Source organism: Streptomyces sp. NPDC033178 (assembly GCF_055577685.1).
Window position 1 is genome coordinate 1 of the sequence record NZ_JBVIPT010000045.1, and the last position, 18,811, is coordinate 18,811.

Below are 18,811 nucleotides of genomic sequence, written 5' to 3' on the forward strand. Positions count from 1 at the left end.
ACATGGTCAGCCGAAGGCCGCTTGCACGTACGGCAGTTACCAACGCGAGTGATCAAGTACGACACGCCGTTCGAGACCCCAGGTTAAAGATCAAGTTAGATACGCCATCCCGCGAGAAAAGTGGTGAAAAATCGTAGAGTGCAGGTTGGAATCCTGCTTTTCGAGTTCTCTTCGCTTGCGCGCGAGACGGCGGCAGCGATCCTCTACGATGAGGCAGCCAATTTTCAGGTTCCACTTGGTAGAACGTCGATCGCATCAGGGCTGTTTTTGTGCAGGTCCCACACCCATACGCCATCCACTCGCTTCCCGTCCCGGCCCACGAGTTCACCCACCGCGCTGCGCAGGGCGTCGTCGTTCGGCTGCGGTACCACCACCACCAGTGCGCCCGCCCGCCAGTACGCGAAGTCACGTCGTGCCTGCGCTCGCCAGTCCGCACCCAGTTCGGGGACCACGCCCGTGTAGCGGACCTGTCGCAGCAGCTGCGAGGTGTAGCGCGGCGGGGCGCCGTAGATGCCGGTGCGCTGGTTGCCGTAGGGGCCGTTGAAGTAGCCGCCGGCGAGGTTAAAGCCGAGGCCAGCCTGCTGCCAGTGCAGTGCCTCCGCGTTCCCGGAGTCGGGCAGCGGGACCGTCACCAGGGATTCGCCCGCGTGGACGTACGGCTTCCATGCCCCGTCGGTGAAGAACGCCGGCGTTGCGGGACGCTCGACCGCCTTCAGCGGCGCGGGTACCAGGGGCAGCAGGGCGAGGCAGAGGCCGAGCAGACCGGCGTACCGTGTGCGCGGGCTGCGCGTGGCCGTCAGGCGGTTGACGGCCAGGGCCAGCAGTATGCCGAGCGCCGGGGCGCAGATCATCGCGACCCGGCCTTCGATGACCGACTCCAGCAGCGGCAGTTGCGCCGCCACCGCCCAGGGGCCGGGATGGACGTGGTCGGTCAGCGGGATGCGGAACCTCGGGCCCAGGGACAGCAGTGCCGCGCCGACCGCGGTGAATGCCAGCGCTTTGACCAGGGCCCTCTCCCACAGCCGTACGACGATCGCGAACGCGAACAGGATCAGCGGCCAGCCGTAGAAGGCGTTCTGCTCGGTAGGGTTCAGTGACAGCGAGGCTGCCCGCTGTGCGTCCCCCGCGATCAGGGAGCGTTCCGCGAAGGAGAGCAGGGCGAGCGGGCTGTTGCCTGCATCGTCGCCGTGGAGGATGCTGCGGTAGCTCTGCGGCCCCGCGAACTGCCAGGCCAGGGCTCCCACCACGAGCGGGAGGCACACGGCCCCGGCGATGGCCAGGCCGTTGAGCAGAGGCCGCCAGGACCGCTTGGCCACATCCCTGCGCACGACGGCGTAGACCACCGCGAACATCAGCATGCCGATCGCCGCGAGCAGCAGCGGTTCCTCGCCGAGGAAGATCTGGTACGCAGCCATCAGACCGAGCACGATCCCGTCCCGCACGGTCCGGGTGCCCTCGCACAGGCGCAGGGCACGGTCGACGATCAGCGGGATCATGAACAGCACGACGAAGTTGGGGTGCGCGTTGGCGTGGCTGATCATGGGCGGGGCGAAGGCTGCCAGGGTCGCGCCGACGAAGGCCGCGCCCCGGGCCGGCACGACGCGCTTCACGATCAGCCAGTACCAGGCAGCCGCGGTGGCGGCGAGGCCCAGCGCCATCACCACGCTCAGTGAGACGGCGGGCCCGGCCAGCAGGGTGAGCGGTGCGAACGGCACGGTCAGGCCGAGCATGGCCGTGTTGGCCATGAGGTTCACGCCGTCGGGGAAGCCCTGGAGATGGGAGAAGAACGGGTTGCGCAGGTGGGCGACGTTGTCCGCGGTCACCGCGAAGAACCACTCCCACTGGTTCTGGTCCTGCAGCGAGTCGGAGAGGTAGCGGTGCTCGGGATCGGACAACCGGCCCCAGTACAGGGCCACGGCCATCAGCAGGAACGTCAGGACGGCGGTGATGTCTGCGGGGCGCACCGTGCGGGCGCGCAGCAGGGCGAGGTCTGCGAGGAAACGGACGTAGTCCAGGGACCGTATCTTCGAACCCGGCCGGTGCGACCAGCGCACCGGGACCTCGGTGACCGGCCAGTCGGCTCGGTGGAAGTAGCGCAGCACCTCCACGTCTATGCTGTAGCCGTTGATCCGCGAGGCGGCGAAGGCCTCGCGCGCGTGGTCGCCCTCGAAGAGTTTGAAGCCGCACTGGGTGTCGCGTATCCCGGGCACGGCGGCGCGGCGGATCAGCAGGTTGCCTGCTCGGCCCAGCAGTTCACGCAGCCGGTGCTGGCGCAGCCCTATCATCGCGCCGGGGACGGTACGGGAGCCGATCGCCGCGGTGCCGCCCTCGCCGAACGCCTTGTCCAGCCGCTCCAGTTCCTCGATGGGGGCGGCGAGGTCGGCGTCGGTGACCAGGACGCGTCGGCCGCGGGTGGCCGCCACTCCGAGCCGCAGGGCACTGCCCTTGCCTCAGTTGCGGAGGCTGGAGACGAGCCGGATCCGTGGGTCTCCGCAGGCGATGATGAGAGCCCGAGTGTTGTCCGTGGAGCCGTCGTCGGCGACGACGATCTCCCACGTGCCCCAACGTTTCTCCTTCTCACTGAGGTAGCGGGTGACGGTGTCGAGGGTCGGACCGAGGCGTGCCTCCTCGTTGAAGGCCGGGACCACGACGGACAGATCCACGGGCAGATCGGCGGGCAGGTCCACGGGCAGAACCTCGGCCTCCACCGTGGCGATCGTCTCCCTGCCGACCGTTCGACGACCGGTGCTGCGGGTGACGGCGTCCCCCCCCCCCGCTGCTGCCGGGCAACGGCGGGGGGTCTTTTCGGAGCGGTCGGATGGCGTGCACATCTGTACCTACGGGCAGGGCACTTTTTGCGTTCTATGAAGTTCGACGTGGCGTTCGTGCCGGGCGCTCAAGCGGCGGCGGCCGACCGGACGGCCGGTCCGTACTGACCCATCGGTACGGGCAGCACGGGCCCGCGGCCTCCCACCAATGGGCGCTACCCCGTTGTCTCGTCCTGGCATGTCGCTTTGACGGGCGATCAGAAATGAACCTGCCACGGGTGCGGGACGTGCGGCGGGCGATGCCTGCGGTGGAGTCCTCAAAGCCGCGGTCACGAGGGCCATCAGCGGCAGGCCGGTGCGCGTAGATGCCCACAGCGGTCGGCTCCGTCCAACGTCCCTCGCTCTCGCGGACGCGACGCCGCAGCAGGTTGTCGAGGTGCTCGAAGACATACCCCAGGTCGAAGTAATACCGAAGGGATCGAGACCCGTTAATTCCGCGCGGACATCACGCATTCAATCTGCGCGGCTCAGAACTTGCTCCACTTTTGATTTCGCTGACCATTGCAGGTCCAGAGTTGCAGCCTGCTGCCATTCGCAGTCAGCTGATCCTTGACATCGACGCATTTGTGCGACTGCGGATTGACGAGGTCATGCGAAGCATTGAGCACAAAATGCTGTGCGGCGCTTCCATCACAGTCGGCCAGTTGAACAGCTGCACCATTTTCCGTTGCATTTCCAGCCACCACCATACATTCACCCATGGCCTGGACTGTCCCGTCAGGCATGAACTCCCATTTCATGCGGGATCCCCCGCTGCAATCCATGATGCCGAGCCACCAACCGCTCACACCGTTACTTCCGGACACGTTGATGCAACGACCGGAAGCGTGACCTCTGATCAGACTTACAGTGCTGCTCGGCGAGCCGCTACGGTCATGGCCGGCATCTGGAGAGTCACCAGCGTCGCCGCCCTCACCCTCGCTGGTCCGTTCACCGGTCGGCGTGCTTTTACCGCTCTTCGGGTCGGATTTCGCTTTGCCGCCGGAGGCGGTACCGCTCGCGCCGCTTCCACCGGAGGAGCTACTACCTTTCTGCGCCAAAACCTCACCCTCCTCGTCGTATTCGATGGACGCGCTGCCGCCGTCTTTCGCGGGATCACTCATATCAATACCAATACTGTCTCCTCTTCCTTTCGACGTACCTCCGCTTCCCTCCTTTCCTATACTCTGCGGCACCGAATCCGTAGCGAAGCAACCAGCAATGACAGTGAGGCTCAGGACTGCAGCAGTAGCTATTCCGACGCCTTTAACATGTTTCATGAAAAATTTACACCCTCCAACGGGACCAATCCCAACCTGCGGTCGCATTGGGAATTCCGCTCCGACTGCTCTTCGTCCCGGGCTACCGAGCACCGACGTGAGCGCACCCATGTGGTCCCCGATTCGTCATGCCCGGTGAACGCCTTCACTGCACACGACGTACGCGGGACCGATCCTGTTCTAACCGCGCCCGGTCACCTCACGGACGTTTCCGTCGTTGTCTCGTACGCCACGGCCTGGGCGACAGTCAGGGTGAGGGCAACACGAAGCTGATCAGGCCGACAGGGCCTCACCCGCCGGTTCCGGAACGATGGCCGCGACTACGAGTCGGTGCGTTCCGCGTCTGTCCCCAGCGGACCGCGCGGCTTTTCGAGTCGGCGCAACCTGTCACGGAGGGGCTCGGCGAGGCGCTCGGCATCGGCGTCGGCGAGCCGGTCCATGGTCTTCAGTGCCTCGGTCCACGTGGCGCGGGCCTCATCGGGCCGGCCGGCGCTCAGATGGGTGTCCCCGAGATGCATGAGGGTGATGGCCTTGAAGCGGGGCGCGTCGAGCCGCAGGTAGAGGGCGAGGGCGTGGCGATAGGCGGCCACGGCTTCGTCGTACTGACCGAGATGGTGGAGGGCGTGGCCGATGCTGTCCCAGGTGTCCGCCGTACCGGCGTCGTGTCCGAGTTCCTGTTGCAGGGCCAGAGCCTTCCGGCAATGGTCGAGGGCCTGTTGGTGCTGCCCGAGCAAGGTGTGGCACCAGCCGAGCGCGTTCAGCGCGGTCGCTATGGCCCGCTGAACGCGGCCGTCCGCGCCGCCGAGGCCGTCGTCATAGGCCCGGAAGAGCGCGACGGACTGCTGTACGGCGCCGAGCGCGGCTTTCGGATCACCCTGGCGCACCCCGACCCAGGCCAAGTTGTAGTAGCTGTCCGCGTAGGCTCGCGTGTCGCCTGATTCGGTGAAGAGTTCGACGGCCCGTTCGGCATGAACGCGTGCCTCGTCGAAGCGGCCCAAGTTCCCTGTGGCAAGGGTGAGACCGTTGTGTACATGGGCCTGGGCGGTCCGGTCGCCCAGGCGGCACGCGGCGTCCATGGCGGCGCGGTGCACGGCCTCCTGCTCACGCCACAGGCCACGTAGGTGAAGATGGTGGCCGACGGCCCAGGCGAGTTGCCAGGTGTGGACGTCGTATTGGTGGGTGGCGGCCTCTTCGAGGACTGCCAGCAGTACGGCCTGTTCGGCGGCGAGCCAGGCCGTCGCCTTCCCCGCGTCCTGGGTGAACGTTTCGGCACGCACCCCCTCGGCCGCAGGCTCCAGGGAGATCAGTGCGCGTGAGGTGGTCAGCGCGGCGGTCTCGTGGGCGGTGTGGAGGTAGTGGTCGAACATCCGGTGCCGGGCGGCCCGCACCTGCTGGGGCGGTTCGACGGTTTCGGTCAGTTCGGTGGCGTAGGCACGCAGCAGGTCGTGGGAGACGTAACGGCCGGGGACGGCTTCGTCCACGAGGTGGGCCTGGATGAGTTCGCCGAGCAACTGCCGGGTGCGAGGGGCGGTGAGGCCGGCCAGGCTGGTGACGGCGGGCAGGGTGATGTCCGGGCCCGGGTGCAGGGCGAGCAGGCGGAACAGCCGGGCGGCGTCAGGGGTGAGGGCGTGGTACGACCAGGAGAACACGGCGCGCACATCGGCCGCCGTGTCGACCTCGTGGAACGCGTCCAGTCCGTCCGCGCTGTCGCGCAATTCGGCCGCGATCGATGCCAGCGGGATGGCGGGCCGGGTCGCGGCGCGGGCCGCGGTGATGGCCAGGGCCAGTGGCAGCCGGGCGCACCGCGCGATGATCTCCTTGATCGCGTCCGGTTCGGCCGTGACGCGCCGCTGTCCCAGGCGGCGGGCGAGCAGTTCGCGGGCCTCCGGCTGGGAGAGCACGTCGAGGTGGAGGGGGTGGGCGCCGTCCACGGCGACCAGTCCTGCGAGCCGGTTGCGGCTGGTGACGATGACCAGACAGCCGGGCGCCCCGGGCAGCAGCGGCCGCACCTGCGCCGCGTCGCGGGCGTTGTCCAGCAGCAGGAGCACACGCTTGCCGGCGAGGAGGGTGCGGTACCTGGCCGCGAGCGTGTCGATGTCCTGCGACAGCCCGTGCGCGTCGGCGCCCAGCGACTCCAGCAGCGTCCGCAGGGCGTGTTCCGGCGGGACCGGGAGACCGACCGGGTCGAAGCCGCGCAGGTTCAGATACAGCTGACCGTCCGGGAAGCGGTCGGCGACCTGGCGCGCCCAGTGCACCGCGAAGGTGGTCTTGCCGACGCCCGCCATGCCCGCGATGGCGCTGATCACCACCGCACCGGCCGAGGGCAGCCGGGCCACCACGGCCAGTTCCGCGTCCCGGCCGACAAAGGCCGCGAGATCGGCGGGCAGTTGGGCCGGGACAGCCGGAGCCCGGACAGGTGCCGGGGCGGCGGCCTGGGCAGGGTCGGGGGCGGGCTCGGCCGGGGCCGGCGGAGCCAGCAGCCCGGCGTCGGACCGCAGGACGCGCTGGTGCATCGCCTGCAGTGCCGGACCCGGATCGACCCCCAGCTCCTCCGCGAGGAGTGTCTGCGCCTCGCGATAGACGGCGAGAGCCGCCGCCTGCCGCCCCGACCGGTACAGAGCGAGCATCAGCAGTTCCCTGAGCCGCTCGTCCAAGGGCTCCTCGGTGACCAGCTCGGCCAGCTCGCCGGTCGCCTGCGCAGCGGCGCCCAGGTCGAGTTCGGCGGTGAGGCGGGCCACCTGCGCGGACTGACGCAGCTCCGCCAGCCGCTGTCGCTGGTTCTGCGCGTACCCGCCCCGGACACCGGCCAGCGCCGTCCCCCGCCACAGATCGAGCGCGTCACGCAGGTGTTTCACCACGCCCTTGGTGTCCCCCGCACCGCGCGCCCGCACGGCCTGGGCCACCAGCTCCTGGAAAGCGCCCAAGTCCAGCTCCTCCGACGACACCCTGAGCTGATAGCCGTCCCCCATGGAACGGATCACGGACGACGAGGCGTCCCCGCCGGGCTCCAGCGACTTACGCAGCCGGTGAACGTAACCTCGCAGAATATTGAGCGCGGAGGCCGGTGCCGCGGTCCCCCACACCGCGTCGACCAACGCACCCGCCGACACCTGCGAGCCCTCCGCCAGGAGCAGCACGGCCAACACCGCCCGCTGCTGAGGCGGCCCGAGTTCGACCTCGGCCTCACCACGCCACGCCCTGACCGGCCCCAGAACCGAGAACCACAGCCGCTCCCGCACCGGCCTCCCCCTTGCACCCCCCCACCCGAAGCCGATAGGAAGCCCGGGCACAGGGACAACCACGCGGATGGATACCGAAGTCTAACGGCGTGATGTACGACCGGGATCAGGGTGCGTCGGCCTGGCATACCGATAGGTGGGTACTTCACCGCTCGGCAGGGCGGTCACGGGCGTGGTCCGCTGCGGACCGGATGGGTCTCGCCGTAGCACTTACGGCGACCGAGGCGTCACTGGAGGGGATGCCACTGCCGGCCGTTGCCGCCCCGGCGTGAATCACGGGACAGCGCGTGGAACGGCCGCGGTCAGGGACCGGTCCCTGGAATCCGTGCCTGCATGGCAGCCGTCGCAGATTCGGATACGAGATCACCGGTACACGCCACCTCGACTCGCCCCATCAGCCACACGGGCTGATCTCCGCATCCCGGAGCCGAGCCGGCGGCCGCCCCGGCTGCCCTCGATGCCTCTCGATGTCTTGGTTGCGAGATCGTTCAGGTCCGCGTTGCCGGTGCCATCCGCGTCGGAGCAGCGGCCGCCTCCCTTCCAGGTGTCCCGCATGTGAGATCAACTTGGCGCATCAGTCCCCTGTGACCTACCTTTCCGTGATTCGGATCGGGGCTTCGAGTCGCCTGGGCGCGGATCGCCGACGCGACACCGGAGACGTGCCGGAGGGAAGGCCCAGTGACAGAGCAGACGCGCATTGCCGTTCTGGGGCCGGTCCGGGCCACACGGAGAGGCGAGGAGATCGACCTCGGGTCGCCGCAGCAGCGGACCGTGCTGGTCGCACTGCTTTTCGCACAGGGCGCGGCCGTCTCGGTGGATGGACTCATCGACGCCGTATGGGGGATGGACGTCCCCTCGTCCGCACGCGGCACGTTGCGCACCTATGTGCACCGGCTACGCCGGATCCTGGACGCGGGCGAGGGACCGTCGATGGTCGCATCGGCCGGTAACGGCTACCGGCTCGACACCGCGCGCATCGTGCTTGACCTTGAGGACTTCCAGCGGCTGTTCCGTCAGGCGGAACGGGCCGTGGAACGGGGGGAGTTCGAGGATGCCGCGGCAGACCTGCGGACCGGGCTCGGACTCTGGCGGGGGACGGCGCTGGCGGGCGTCCGCGGCGAGTACGCCGACATGCGGCGGCGCGTTCTGGGCGATCAGCGGCTGTCCGCCGAAGTACTGCTGCTGAAGGCCGAGATCGAACTCGGCTCGCACACGGTGGCGGTCGGCAAGCTCGGCAGTCTGGTGAGTGAGCATCCGCTCGACGAGCGGTTGCGGGAGATGCTGATGCTGGCCCTGTACCGGTCGGGGCGACAGGCGGCCGCGCTCGCCGCCTACCGGGACATCCAGGAGCTGCTCGCCCAGGAACTCGGCGTCGATCCCGGTCCGGGCCTGCAGACGATGTTCCAGCGGGTGCTGCGCGCGGAGTCCGACCTCACCACCCCGGCCGCGCCGGCGCGACCCGAGCCCGCCTCCGCCCGGCCCTCGCCCTCCACGCCTCCTCCCCCTTCCCAACTGCCGGCCGCGCTGGCCGCTTTCGTGGGCCGTGAAGCCGAATTGGCGCGGGCCACCGACCTGGTGACGCACACCAAGGCGACGATCACCGTGGTCACCGGGATGGCGGGCGTCGGCAAGACGACCTTCGCCGTGCACTGGGCTCGCCAGATCGCCGGCGACTTCCCCGACGGACAGATCTTCCTCAACCTGCGTGGCTTCGACCACGCGAGCCCGCCCCTCGACTCCGGCCAGGCCATCGGCACCGCGCTGGACGCGCTGGGTGCCAAGCCGGGTGACATCCCGCAGGAGACGGACGCGCGAGCGGCGTACTACCGCACCTGGCTCAGCGGCAGACGGGTACTGCTGCTCCTGGACAATGCCCGGGACGCCGCGCAGGTACGCCCGTTGCTGCCGGGCACGCCCGGCTGCCAGGTCATCGTGACGAGCCGGGACCGGATGGCCGGTCTGGTGGCCGTGGAAGGGGCCCACCCGATCCCACTGGGCATCCTCAGCGATCAGGAAAGCCATCACCTCCTCGCCCGTCGCCTGGGCGACCACCGCACCGTGGCGGAGCCGGAGGCGACCGCAGAGATCGTCGCGCTGTGCTGGCGGCTCCCCCTCGCCCTGGCCGTCATCGCGGGCCGGGCCGCCACCCGCCCGGCTCTGTCGCTGTCCGCAATGGTGGCGGAGCTGCGGGAGAGCACGGGCGGACTCGACGCGTTCTACGGCGGTGACGCCGCCGCTGACGTACGGGCGGTGTTCTCCTACTCCTACCACGCCCTCGGCGCCGACGCGGCCCGCCTGTTTCGGCTGCTCTCCCTCCACCCCGGGCCCTACGCCGCACTCGGGTCCGTCGCCGCCCTGACCGGCCTGTCGCCCGCGCGGACACGACGGCCGCTGGACGAACTCCTGCGCGCCCACCTCGTGCAGGAGCTGTCGCCCGGCCGCTACTCCGCGCACGACCTGCTGGCCGCGTACGCTTCCGAGCTGCTCGAGGAGGAGGACACCGACGACGACCGCACCGCGGCACGGTGCCGGATGCTGGACCACTACCTGCACAGCGCCGTCACCGCCCGCCGCCACCTGACGTCCGTCACCACCCCCGCTGCCGCCGTCATCCCCACCGCGTTGCACGGCGTGTACATCGAGAACTTCAACGGCGAGCACACCACCGCGGATACCGCGCGCGCGTGGTTCGACGCCGAACACGCCGTGTTGCTCGCGTGCGTGGACGTCACCTCGGGGCTGCGCCTCGACGCCTACACCTGGTCATTGGCCTGGACCCTCGGTCCCTACCTGGAACGCCGTTCGCTCTGGGACGAGGCGCGGACAGTGTTCCATCAGGCGCAAGAGGCGGCGCGACGGCTCGGGGACCTCTTCGGTGAGGGTTATGCGCACGGTGCTCTCGCGCAGGCAAGCGTGTCCTCGGACTCTCCGGAGGACGCCTTCGCCCATATGAAGCAGGCGCTGGAGCTGTACACCGAGCTAGGTGACCCCGTACTCCTCGGGAAGGCCTACAGTCAGGCCAGTTGGGTGCTGGAGCGCGTGGGCGACATGAGCGGCGCGCTGAAGCACTCCGAGCGGGCCCTGCGCCTGCATCGTTCGCACGGCATCGAAGACGTCACCACCGGACGTGCGCTCAACGCGGTCGGCTGGTACCTCGCCCACCTCGGCCGGTACGAAGAGGCCCTGGCCCACTGCGAGCAGGCGCTGCCCATCCTCAGGAAGGCCGGGGACGTGATGGGTTACGCGGACACCCTGCTGAGCATCGGCTTCACCCGGAAGCTGATGGGCGAGTACCTCCCGGCGGCGGCCCTGTACGAGGAGGCCCTGCCCAGTCTCCGGGCCACCGGCGCCACCTTCAACCTCGCCACCGCGCTCGACGGTCTCGGTGACATCTACCTGCTGATGGAACACCGCGACAGGGCCCGGGGGGCATGGCTGGAGGCGGCCGAACTCCTGGAATCCCTGGGCCACTCGGGAACGGTTCCGGTCCGCGAGAAGACCAGAGGGCTCGCCTAGCAGCGGTCTGTCCAACAGGCTCCGTCGCTCGCGGCAGTCGCGCCGCGTGGCTCCCGCCATCGCGCCTTGTGAACGAGTCGTTCCGACTGGGCGATCACATGAAGTCACGGGTCACGGACGCTTGACCAGTGTCCCTGACCGGACGTCAGAGGGTCACGAGGTGCAGGATGCCCTCCTGGAGCAGCTGCGCTGTCATACATATCGGATCCGGTGGAGGCACAGAGTATTCCCGGTCCGGTTCAGACCGGACCGGACCGGACCAGGGACAGTCTCACCATCAGGGCCGCGCAGCGGTCGGCGCCACCGGTACCAGCAGCCGGGGTGCCGGTCTGCGCGATGGCACCCATTTGGCGAGACAGGAGTGCCCGGCCGGGACTCACGCGGCCGGCGCGCTGGCCTGCTCTGGCACGCCCTGCTGGAGACGCGAAAGCGGCAGCGGGGCGGCGGACGCTCCGAGGGTGCACTCACCTGGACCGCCGAGGAGTTGCACCGCGCCCTGAACGGAAGCCGCCAAAGGGTCGCAGGCCGCTGTTCCCGCGGCTCGTCGCGGGAACAGCGGCTCGTCACACCGGGCGAGCGCACCGCAGGAGCCCCGGAGCCGCCGCGGCCGCACTCCGGTCTCGAAGGCGTCGCCGCGGCACAGGACCGGTCGGCACGGCAGTCACCACCGCTGCACGACGACAGCCCGGGTCCCGGTTCGGTGACGGCCCGGGGCGGCCGGCGTCACGACCGACCGTGCCACCAGTCGTCAGGCGCCCCGAAGAGCCGTCAGGGAGCGGCGGGTGATGCCGACAGCGTGCCGAGTCGCAGCCGGTTCGATGACGACGGCGCCAGCTCCTCCGCGATCATGAGCGCGGAGTAGAGGGCACTTTCCTGACTGTCCACGTCGAAGACGTGGCTGCCGGCGAACCACAGTCCGTCGTCTCCGTTGCGGCGCTGCAGCTCCCCCTGGGCCAGGATGAAGTCAGGCGTGATCAACGGATGCCGGAAGTCCATGTCTGCCAGCAGCTGCTTGGGCTCCTCCCGCCGGTGCAGCACCCAGCTCTTGTAGACGGGGACGTCACCACGCAGCCGCGCGTAGGAGATCGATGCCTCGCAGAACTCACCGTCGCGGGTGATGTTGAACGAGGACCAGTCCGCCGGGGAAGCCGGCATGTAGATCGGGTCCCGGTGGATGGCTATACGGGCCGGCATGTAACGGAAGCGGTTGTACGTGCTGGCGAGCGCCCCTGCCTGAGGCAGCTGCGCCACCAGCGTGGCAGCGGGCTCTGGGGGCAGGGCCAGCACGACCTGATCCGCGAGGTGAACCCGCCCTTGGAAATCGGTGATCTTGTAGTGGTCGCCGACACGGGAAAGGCCGACCGCCCGCGTGCCGACCCGTGTGGTGACGCTGGTGAATTCGTCCGTAAGGGCCGTGATGACCGACTGCAGGCCGTCGCGGGCGTTGACGTATTCGGTTCTGTCGTCGACCAGTGGACGGACGGCGAGCGCCAGCGCCGCCCGTGCCGAGAACTCCTTGGCCTGACTGATCGTGGCGCCGTTCACCGAAGCCACGTACGGGTAGACGAAATTCTCCTTCAACGCCTCGTCGACCGTCATCTCCTCGATGAGTTCGGCGACGGTGGTGCTCCAGTCCCGGCGTGCCTCAAGATCGCGCGCCCTGTCCATCAGTTCCCCGACCGCCTGCAGCGCGGGCAGGTACTGCAACAGGTCGGTGATCGGCCGGTCAACGCTGGGCGACACCATGAGAGGGGTGGGCACCCCGTACGCGAACACGGTGTTGTCCAACTGATTCGGCACTGTCGGCATCTGAAGAACCGACGTCACGAGTTTGTTGTAGATCGGATGGGAGTAGGGCCCGAAGAACTGCGCTCCGACATCCACCATCACATCGTGGCCATCGACGTCGACAGGCACGCTGGTCGCGTGACCGCCCAACGAGGATGCCGCCTCCAGCAGCGTCACGTCGTGCCGGCCGTCGAGCAGCCAGGCGGTCGCGACGCCCGCGATACCGCCCCCGATCACCACGACCCTCTGTCGTGCGGAGCCGGTCGCAGCAGCGTAGGAGGGTCTCGCACCGACAGTGATGCCTGTCAGCGCCGCGGCCGTGCCTAACCCGGCCGCAGCCACGAGGCTTCGTCGCGAAAGATGAGATCTGTCTTCTGTGTCATGCATTGAACGGCACCTTTCATTCTTCTTGCTCATCGCGTTCATATTCATCTCCGGGTTCCTTCGCCCTGCTCTGAGCAGCCCGGCTCGTCACTGCACCGCACTGCGGCGAACTGGGGTCACTCCACGAAAATGTCCACCAAAGGACGCAGCTGGGAGCAGACCTTGAGTACCTGGTGGATGACGTGGTCCTCGAACGCCGCGAACGGGGCGGGGTCCACCGCCTTGTCGTCCACCGCGGGGTACGCGGCCTGCGTCAGGAGGTAGTCGAAACGCGGGGCCCACTTGCGGGCGCCGAGGCGCGCGGTGGTCGAGCAGTTGTCCACCATGTACGCCACGCCGCGGGCGTGCATGTACGGGTTGAGGGAGTCGACCGCCTCGATGACCGACTCGTTGGCGATCTCCGAGTACGGGTGCCCCCGCTCCAGCAACAGGTCGGCCTGGGCCATCATGACGCCGCAGAAGACACCGGCGGTGAACGGGTTGAGCGGGGCCTCACCGTCGGTGTCACGATGAGCGCGGACTCCATGACCGACCCGCCACATGTCCGTCTGGTCGATCTTGCCCATGGGGAAGCGGTCGAGACGTTCGCTCGCCAGGATGACGCTGCGGATCTCGTTGCCGGACCCGACCTCGTCGTAGATCTCCGCGGTCAGTTCCAGACCGACCGGGTACGCGGCGGAGTAGGCGTCCCTGAACACGCCCCTGTCCGCCTCGTCGAGGTGCTGGTAGACCCCGATCAGGCCGTCCTTGGAAATGATCCGGGAGACCGGGCCGGTGACACACTCCACCGAGTGGCGGAAGGCGTCGTGCCCACTCATACCGTCACGGTCGCGGTAGCGCCGGTACAGGCTCTCCACGATGCCGTGCACGCCCGCGAGCAGGGTGGCGCGTTCGCCGGTCAGGTCGGAGAGGTACTCCGACCGCAGCGTCGTCTGGAAGGTGAAGGGCGCGCCGAGCGCCACCGACCAGCCCAGAGCACGGTCGACGGCCCGCCCGGTGACGTCCTGCTCGACGGCGAAACTCGCGTTGATACCCGCGCCGTTGACCGTGGCGCCCTGAAGGTACAGCGCGCGCACCGAGGGGCCCATGCCCTTGGGGCACACCGCGACGACATCGATGTCCTGCGGGAACGATTCGCCCACGTCCTGGAGGTGACCCAGCAGGAAGCCGTGGGACAGTCCCAGCGTGGTCCCCGGCCGCAGCGCGGCGAAGATGTCCTTGTAGTGCTCGGCGAACGCGGCATCGGAGATGAGCAGCAGCACCATGTCGGAGGCCGCCATGACCTCGAACATCTCGCCGAGAGTGCCGTCCTGTTCGGTGAAGCCGGCGGCGCGGGCGGCGTCCAGGGAACGGGAACCCTCGCGCAGTCCGACGACCACCTTGACGGCGTCTCCCAGGGAGTCCCGCAGGTTCTGCGCCTGGGCCGGACCCTGCGAGCCCCAGCCGATGACGCCGATCCGGCGCACCTCCTCGAAGGCGACGGGCAGCCGGTCGAACAGATGCCGGCCGCCGCGCACGATGGCTTCACGGCGCTCGCCGAGGGTCACGTACTCCTTGTCGAACACAGCAGTTTCGAAATCCAGCGTTTCATGACTCATGGTTCTGCTTTCCTCTCGTCGCAGCCGTGTTCAGCTGCCGCTTTCAGTGGAAGGTGTGGATGGTGGGACTTGAGACGACTCCGCCCCGTGCGGCACGTACAGCGGCAGCGCGGGCTCCGCGCGCCGGGTCGTGTTGAGGTCGTCAAGCGGCTTCGGACCAGGAGCGGACGATCGCGGCCTGTCCACGCACGGAACCTTCGCGATCGGCGAGGTTCCAGATGGTGACGTCCTCTATCCAGAACCGGCGTCCCGTCCCGGATATCCGCAGCCCGCGGTACCCCTCGACGTAACCGTCGCTCGTCACACCCGCCAGGGCCCGGTCGCGCTCCGCCCGGTCCGCGACCGGTGCGGACAGGCGGGACGGCAGACCGCAGAACTCGTGCCACGAGTATCCGAAGCACCGCTGCGCCGCGATGTTGGCGTAGACGAAGACCGGATCGTCGCCGACGCCCTGGGCGAGCACCGCGAAGGGCGCATCGTGGTAAAGCCAGTCCGCGGCGTCCATCCCACTTGGCATTTCCGGCGCCAACGGGGCACCCAACAGCCGTTTGTAACTACCGCTCAGCAGCGAGAAGAACGCCGAGTCGAGGGGGGTCGAAACAGATATCACGCCAGTCCTCATAACGATGTACTACGTGTCGTGGAAAACGTCAGGGGGGCCGGGGACGCGGTGGCCGGGCGTCAGGGGTGGGTTGTTGTGCCCAGGGCCGAGCCGAAGGCCGCCTCGGCCGTCGGGTGGTTCAGGCTCGCGGGGGTGATGAGGACGGATCCTGTTCCGGTGGGGCCCTGGGCGGAGCCGGGGATGATGCTGACCGCGCCGGTCCGGAGGTATTTGCCGGGGGCGCCGACGGTGAGGTCGGCGGTGCCGTCCGCGTCGTAGTCGCCCGTCGCCACCGCCGTGCCGAAGAGGTCGTCGCCCTCGCTCGCGCCCACCACGCCGGGCGTGGCCATGGTGATGGTGCGTGCGTGTGCCGCGTCGAGGCCCGCGCTGTCGCCCGGCACGAGTGTCACCGCGCCCGCACTGTTGATGTTGTCCGGATCGGGGGCGGTGATGTCGGAGGTGACCAGGTCGGCGTGGCCGTCACCGTCGAAGTCGGCGAGGGCGGCGGCCGTTCCGGGCTGGACCGGTCCGCCGTAGGGCACTCCGGTGCCGAGGCCCGAGGCGGTGCCCGGGAACATCCGGAAGAGGAATTCGTCCGGTCCGTCTGCGGCCGTAGTGCCGACGACGAGGTCGTCCTTGCCGTCGCCGGTGACATCACCCGCGGCGACGCTGTATCCCGCGAAGGGCAGTCCGGTCTTCCCGAGGAGCCTTGTGCCGAGGCCCTGGGCCGAGCCGGCCAGGACACCGAGAGTGCCCTCGTCCGCCGGGTCGTCGAAGTAGGCGACAGTGGCCAGGTCCGCGTACCCATCACCGTTCACGTCCGCGGCCGCGATCTGGCCAGCCCCGGCACCGCCACCGGGCGGGGCGAAGGACCTCATGGCGGGCTCCGCCGTGTCCCGGAGCGTCGCGGCGCCCTTGACCACCCACACCTTCGTGCCGGCCGCCACCGCGATGTCGTCGCGGCCGTCATGGTCGAAGTCACCGACGGCGATCCTGTCGCCGAAACCCTCACCGGCCGTCGGAGTGGGCGCGTGGAAGGCGGTCGCTTCGTCGCTCAACCCGCCCTTCGCTCCGAAGACGACGGTGATCGAGCCGGCCTTCTTCACGGACCCGATCGCCTCGCCGCCCGCGCCGACGACCAGGTCCGCGTACCCGTCACCGTCCACGTCCCCGACAGCCACGGCGGACCCGAACCGGTCGCCCGCCTCGGGCGTGCCGGGAACACCCGCGGTCCGCTGGGTCACACCCTTGTGCCGGTCGGTGTCCACGCCCTGCTCGCCGCCGTACACCACCGACACGTAACCGGCCTTCGCGAACCCCGCGATCGCACCCTCCGGAGAGCCGACCGCGAGATCACCGAAACCGTCGCCGTCGATGTCACCGGGGAAAGCGGCGGCTGCCTCCCCACCGGGTGTCGCGTACGAGGGCATGATCCCCAGGGCCACCCCACCCGTGATCGCCAGTACCGTCATCCCTACCGCGAGACCCCGCCACCGCCCCATACCGCTCACACCCTTCAGTCGTCCCAGGGCGATCACGCCGACACGTGTACGCCACCACACCTCGTACTACGGTTGTGGCGGTACGGCAGATCAATTTTTGGCCGGTGAGGCAAGGATCGCGCGACAAAGCGGCGTGTCGAGGCCGGGAGCCTGATGTCGGCGCAGGCAGTCAAACCGGACTGCAAGGGGTTGGATGCGGCTCCTAATCGTGCGAGATGCGGTGGCGGCCGGTGCAGTCGTGCGCAAGGCTGTCGAGCCCGTCAAGGCTGCGACGGCGAAGGCCAGGTGTCAGGTCGGGGCCACAGGACACGCCCTCGGAACCGTGGCGGGCATGCGATTCCCCCATCACCCGGGCCTCTCTGTGAGTTCTCGGGTGAGGGTTGGCCGGGTGGCGTCTGGGAGCTTTCGGCGCGCGGTCACGGCGAGACGGAAAGCGACCACCGACAGCGGTGGAGGGCCCGGCCATGAGCTCGGTCAAAATTTTCTTGAGGGCGCGGCCGAGAGTCACCTTGGTGGCATGGCCCGCAGTGTGTTTCGACTTGCTCGGCATTGTGTTTCCGCACCTTGAGAAGGTACGAGTGGAACAGGGGTTGGTGAAGGACGGTCCGGTGCGGATCAAGGGCCGTACTCAAGACGAGATGTTGCCGAGTCCGGACTGCGGCGTTCCCCCGCGGCAGAGCCACAGTCGCTATCAGCGGTACCTGGCTGATAGCGGTGTGGGTGGCTTGTCGGTGCGTCGGCTGTTCTCCAACGCCACCGACTGCACGCATCACACTTTCGCCGAGCAGGTCGAGGGATCGCCCCTATCAGATGACTCTCCGTCGCCACTTCGCGGGACTGCCGACATTCATCCGACATCCCTCCGCCCTAACGAGCTCGTGCACGACAAGCGGTGAGACGTCGAGGACCTCGGTGGGGCCCGTGCTCACGTTTGCCGTGTCGAGTGCAGGTCTGCGGTCTGCTGGTGGGACAGCAGGCCGGCGATGGCTTGGACGGTGTCGCTCATGTGCTCGCGGCGGCCGAGGTGGCGGGCCAGGGCCCGCCAGTTCTTCAGATGGGCGATGCCGTGCTCGACCCGGATACGACGCGAAGAGTGCGCCTTTCGCTGGCGCTCGTACATCTCCTCGTACCAGTCGGGGGCGTTCTTCTTGAACTTGCGATGCGGGGGCGTCACCACCCGGCCGCCGGTCTGCGCGCCCAGGCCCTGATAGCCGGCATCCGCGAGGATCTCGAACACGGGCGCGTCAGCCAGGAGCTCGACCAGTCCCAACTGGCGGGCGTGGGTGATATCCGCGCAGCTCGCGGGACGAGTGGGGCTGCACCACAGCACGCGGCCTTCGCCGTCGGTGACCACCATGGACTTGACGGCGTTCTGCTTGTTCTTGCCCGAGATGAACCTGTCCCGGTCCTTGCGCCCGACGGCGGGCCGCCGGACGCGGATCTCGGTGCCGTCGATGATGCCGGTCGTCCCGGTCGAGCCGAGGTGGTCTATGACCTCGGCCAGGGTCCGCAGCCGCACGTCGGCGCTGACGGTGCAGCCTCGCTCGGCGAGCAGAGGCCGCACCTCGTTGACAGCTCGTGTGATGGTCGAGCGGTCCACGCCGAACCAGCAGGCCAGGACGTCGTGAGTGACTGCGTGCCGAAGATGGACGAGGGTGGCCAGCAAGCGGTCGACGAACACCAGACGGTGCTTCGGCCCGCCGCCCACGGCCCGCTTTTGCGGCCGAGAGGCCAGCTTGGCCTGGTGACGCTCATGCCACAACGGGCCTATCTCGGCTACGAGTTCAGCGATCACATCGCTTGTCAGACCCGTGATCCGACGGTTGCTGACGATCACTGCACGAGCCCTGTTCCCCACCACCCGACCATGATCAACCATCACAGGCTTCACGTCTCACCGCTTGTCGTGCACGAGCTCGTAAAGGGTGCTGCACAAGGCTGCGAACTGGGCATTTCCTCGGTATGGCTGGGGTGTTGAGTGCTGAACGGGTGTGGGTGGAGACGTTCACGGGGCTGCGGGTGGCGCAGTTTGCGCGGCTGCTGAAGGTGGTGCGGGAGCGCGGTGGCAACGGCACGATGCAGGGCAGGCCGTGGAG

General features: G+C 68.6%; 8 protein-coding genes and 2 pseudogenes. 2 read left to right on the forward strand and 8 right to left on the reverse strand.

Going from position 1 to position 18,811, the window contains the following annotated elements:
* Nucleotides 1-224: 224 nt before the first annotated feature.
* From ACZ5VQ_RS48950 to ACZ5VQ_RS48960, 3 genes and pseudogenes are all read right to left on the reverse strand, one after another.
* Nucleotides 225-2,693, reverse strand: a pseudogene (locus ACZ5VQ_RS48950) (dolichyl-phosphate beta-glucosyltransferase).
* 602 nt (nucleotides 2,694-3,295) lie between these two features.
* Nucleotides 3,296-3,931, reverse strand: coding sequence for a ricin-type beta-trefoil lectin domain protein (locus ACZ5VQ_RS48955; protein WP_469110702.1), 636 nt, complete (start codon nucleotides 3,929-3,931; stop codon nucleotides 3,296-3,298).
* Between the two features lie 476 nt (nucleotides 3,932-4,407).
* On the reverse strand, nucleotides 4,408-7,326 hold the full coding sequence (locus ACZ5VQ_RS48960; RefSeq protein ID WP_469110703.1) for an AfsR/SARP family transcriptional regulator: 2,919 nt from the start codon (nucleotides 7,324-7,326) through the stop codon (nucleotides 4,408-4,410).
* 678 nt (nucleotides 7,327-8,004) lie between these two features.
* Here ACZ5VQ_RS48960 and ACZ5VQ_RS48965 point away from each other — a divergent pair.
* Entirely contained in the window at nucleotides 8,005-10,842 is a 2,838-nt protein-coding gene (locus tag ACZ5VQ_RS48965) for an AfsR/SARP family transcriptional regulator (protein WP_469110704.1), read from the forward strand.
* Nucleotides 10,843-11,610: 768 nt separating this feature from the next.
* Here ACZ5VQ_RS48965 and ACZ5VQ_RS48970 read toward each other — a convergent pair.
* From ACZ5VQ_RS48970 to ACZ5VQ_RS48990, 5 genes are all read right to left on the reverse strand, one after another.
* Nucleotides 11,611-13,062: an FAD-dependent oxidoreductase gene (locus ACZ5VQ_RS48970; RefSeq protein WP_469110705.1), complete on the reverse strand. Its 1,452-nt coding sequence runs from the start codon at nucleotides 13,060-13,062 to the stop codon at nucleotides 11,611-11,613.
* Between the two features lie 68 nt (nucleotides 13,063-13,130).
* Nucleotides 13,131-14,612, reverse strand: coding sequence for a ketol-acid reductoisomerase (locus tag ACZ5VQ_RS48975; RefSeq protein ID WP_469110706.1), 1,482 nt, complete (start codon nucleotides 14,610-14,612; stop codon nucleotides 13,131-13,133).
* A 142-nt stretch (nucleotides 14,613-14,754) separates the two neighbouring features.
* Nucleotides 14,755-15,222 (reverse strand): MEKHLA domain-containing protein, encoded by a 468-nt coding sequence (locus tag ACZ5VQ_RS48980; protein WP_469110707.1) that lies wholly within the window; start codon nucleotides 15,220-15,222, stop codon nucleotides 14,755-14,757.
* A gap of 71 nt (nucleotides 15,223-15,293) precedes the next feature.
* Complete coding sequence (locus tag ACZ5VQ_RS48985) at nucleotides 15,294-16,751, reverse strand: VCBS repeat-containing protein (RefSeq protein ID WP_469110708.1); 1,458 nt, start codon at nucleotides 16,749-16,751, stop codon at nucleotides 15,294-15,296.
* A gap of 889 nt (nucleotides 16,752-17,640) precedes the next feature.
* Nucleotides 17,641-18,396: a transposase gene (locus ACZ5VQ_RS48990; protein WP_469110709.1), complete on the reverse strand. Its 756-nt coding sequence runs from the start codon at nucleotides 18,394-18,396 to the stop codon at nucleotides 17,641-17,643.
* Between the two features lie 281 nt (nucleotides 18,397-18,677).
* Here ACZ5VQ_RS48990 and ACZ5VQ_RS48995 point away from each other — a divergent pair.
* Nucleotides 18,678-18,811 (forward strand): annotated as a pseudogene (locus tag ACZ5VQ_RS48995) (IS5/IS1182 family transposase); the annotation flags it as partial.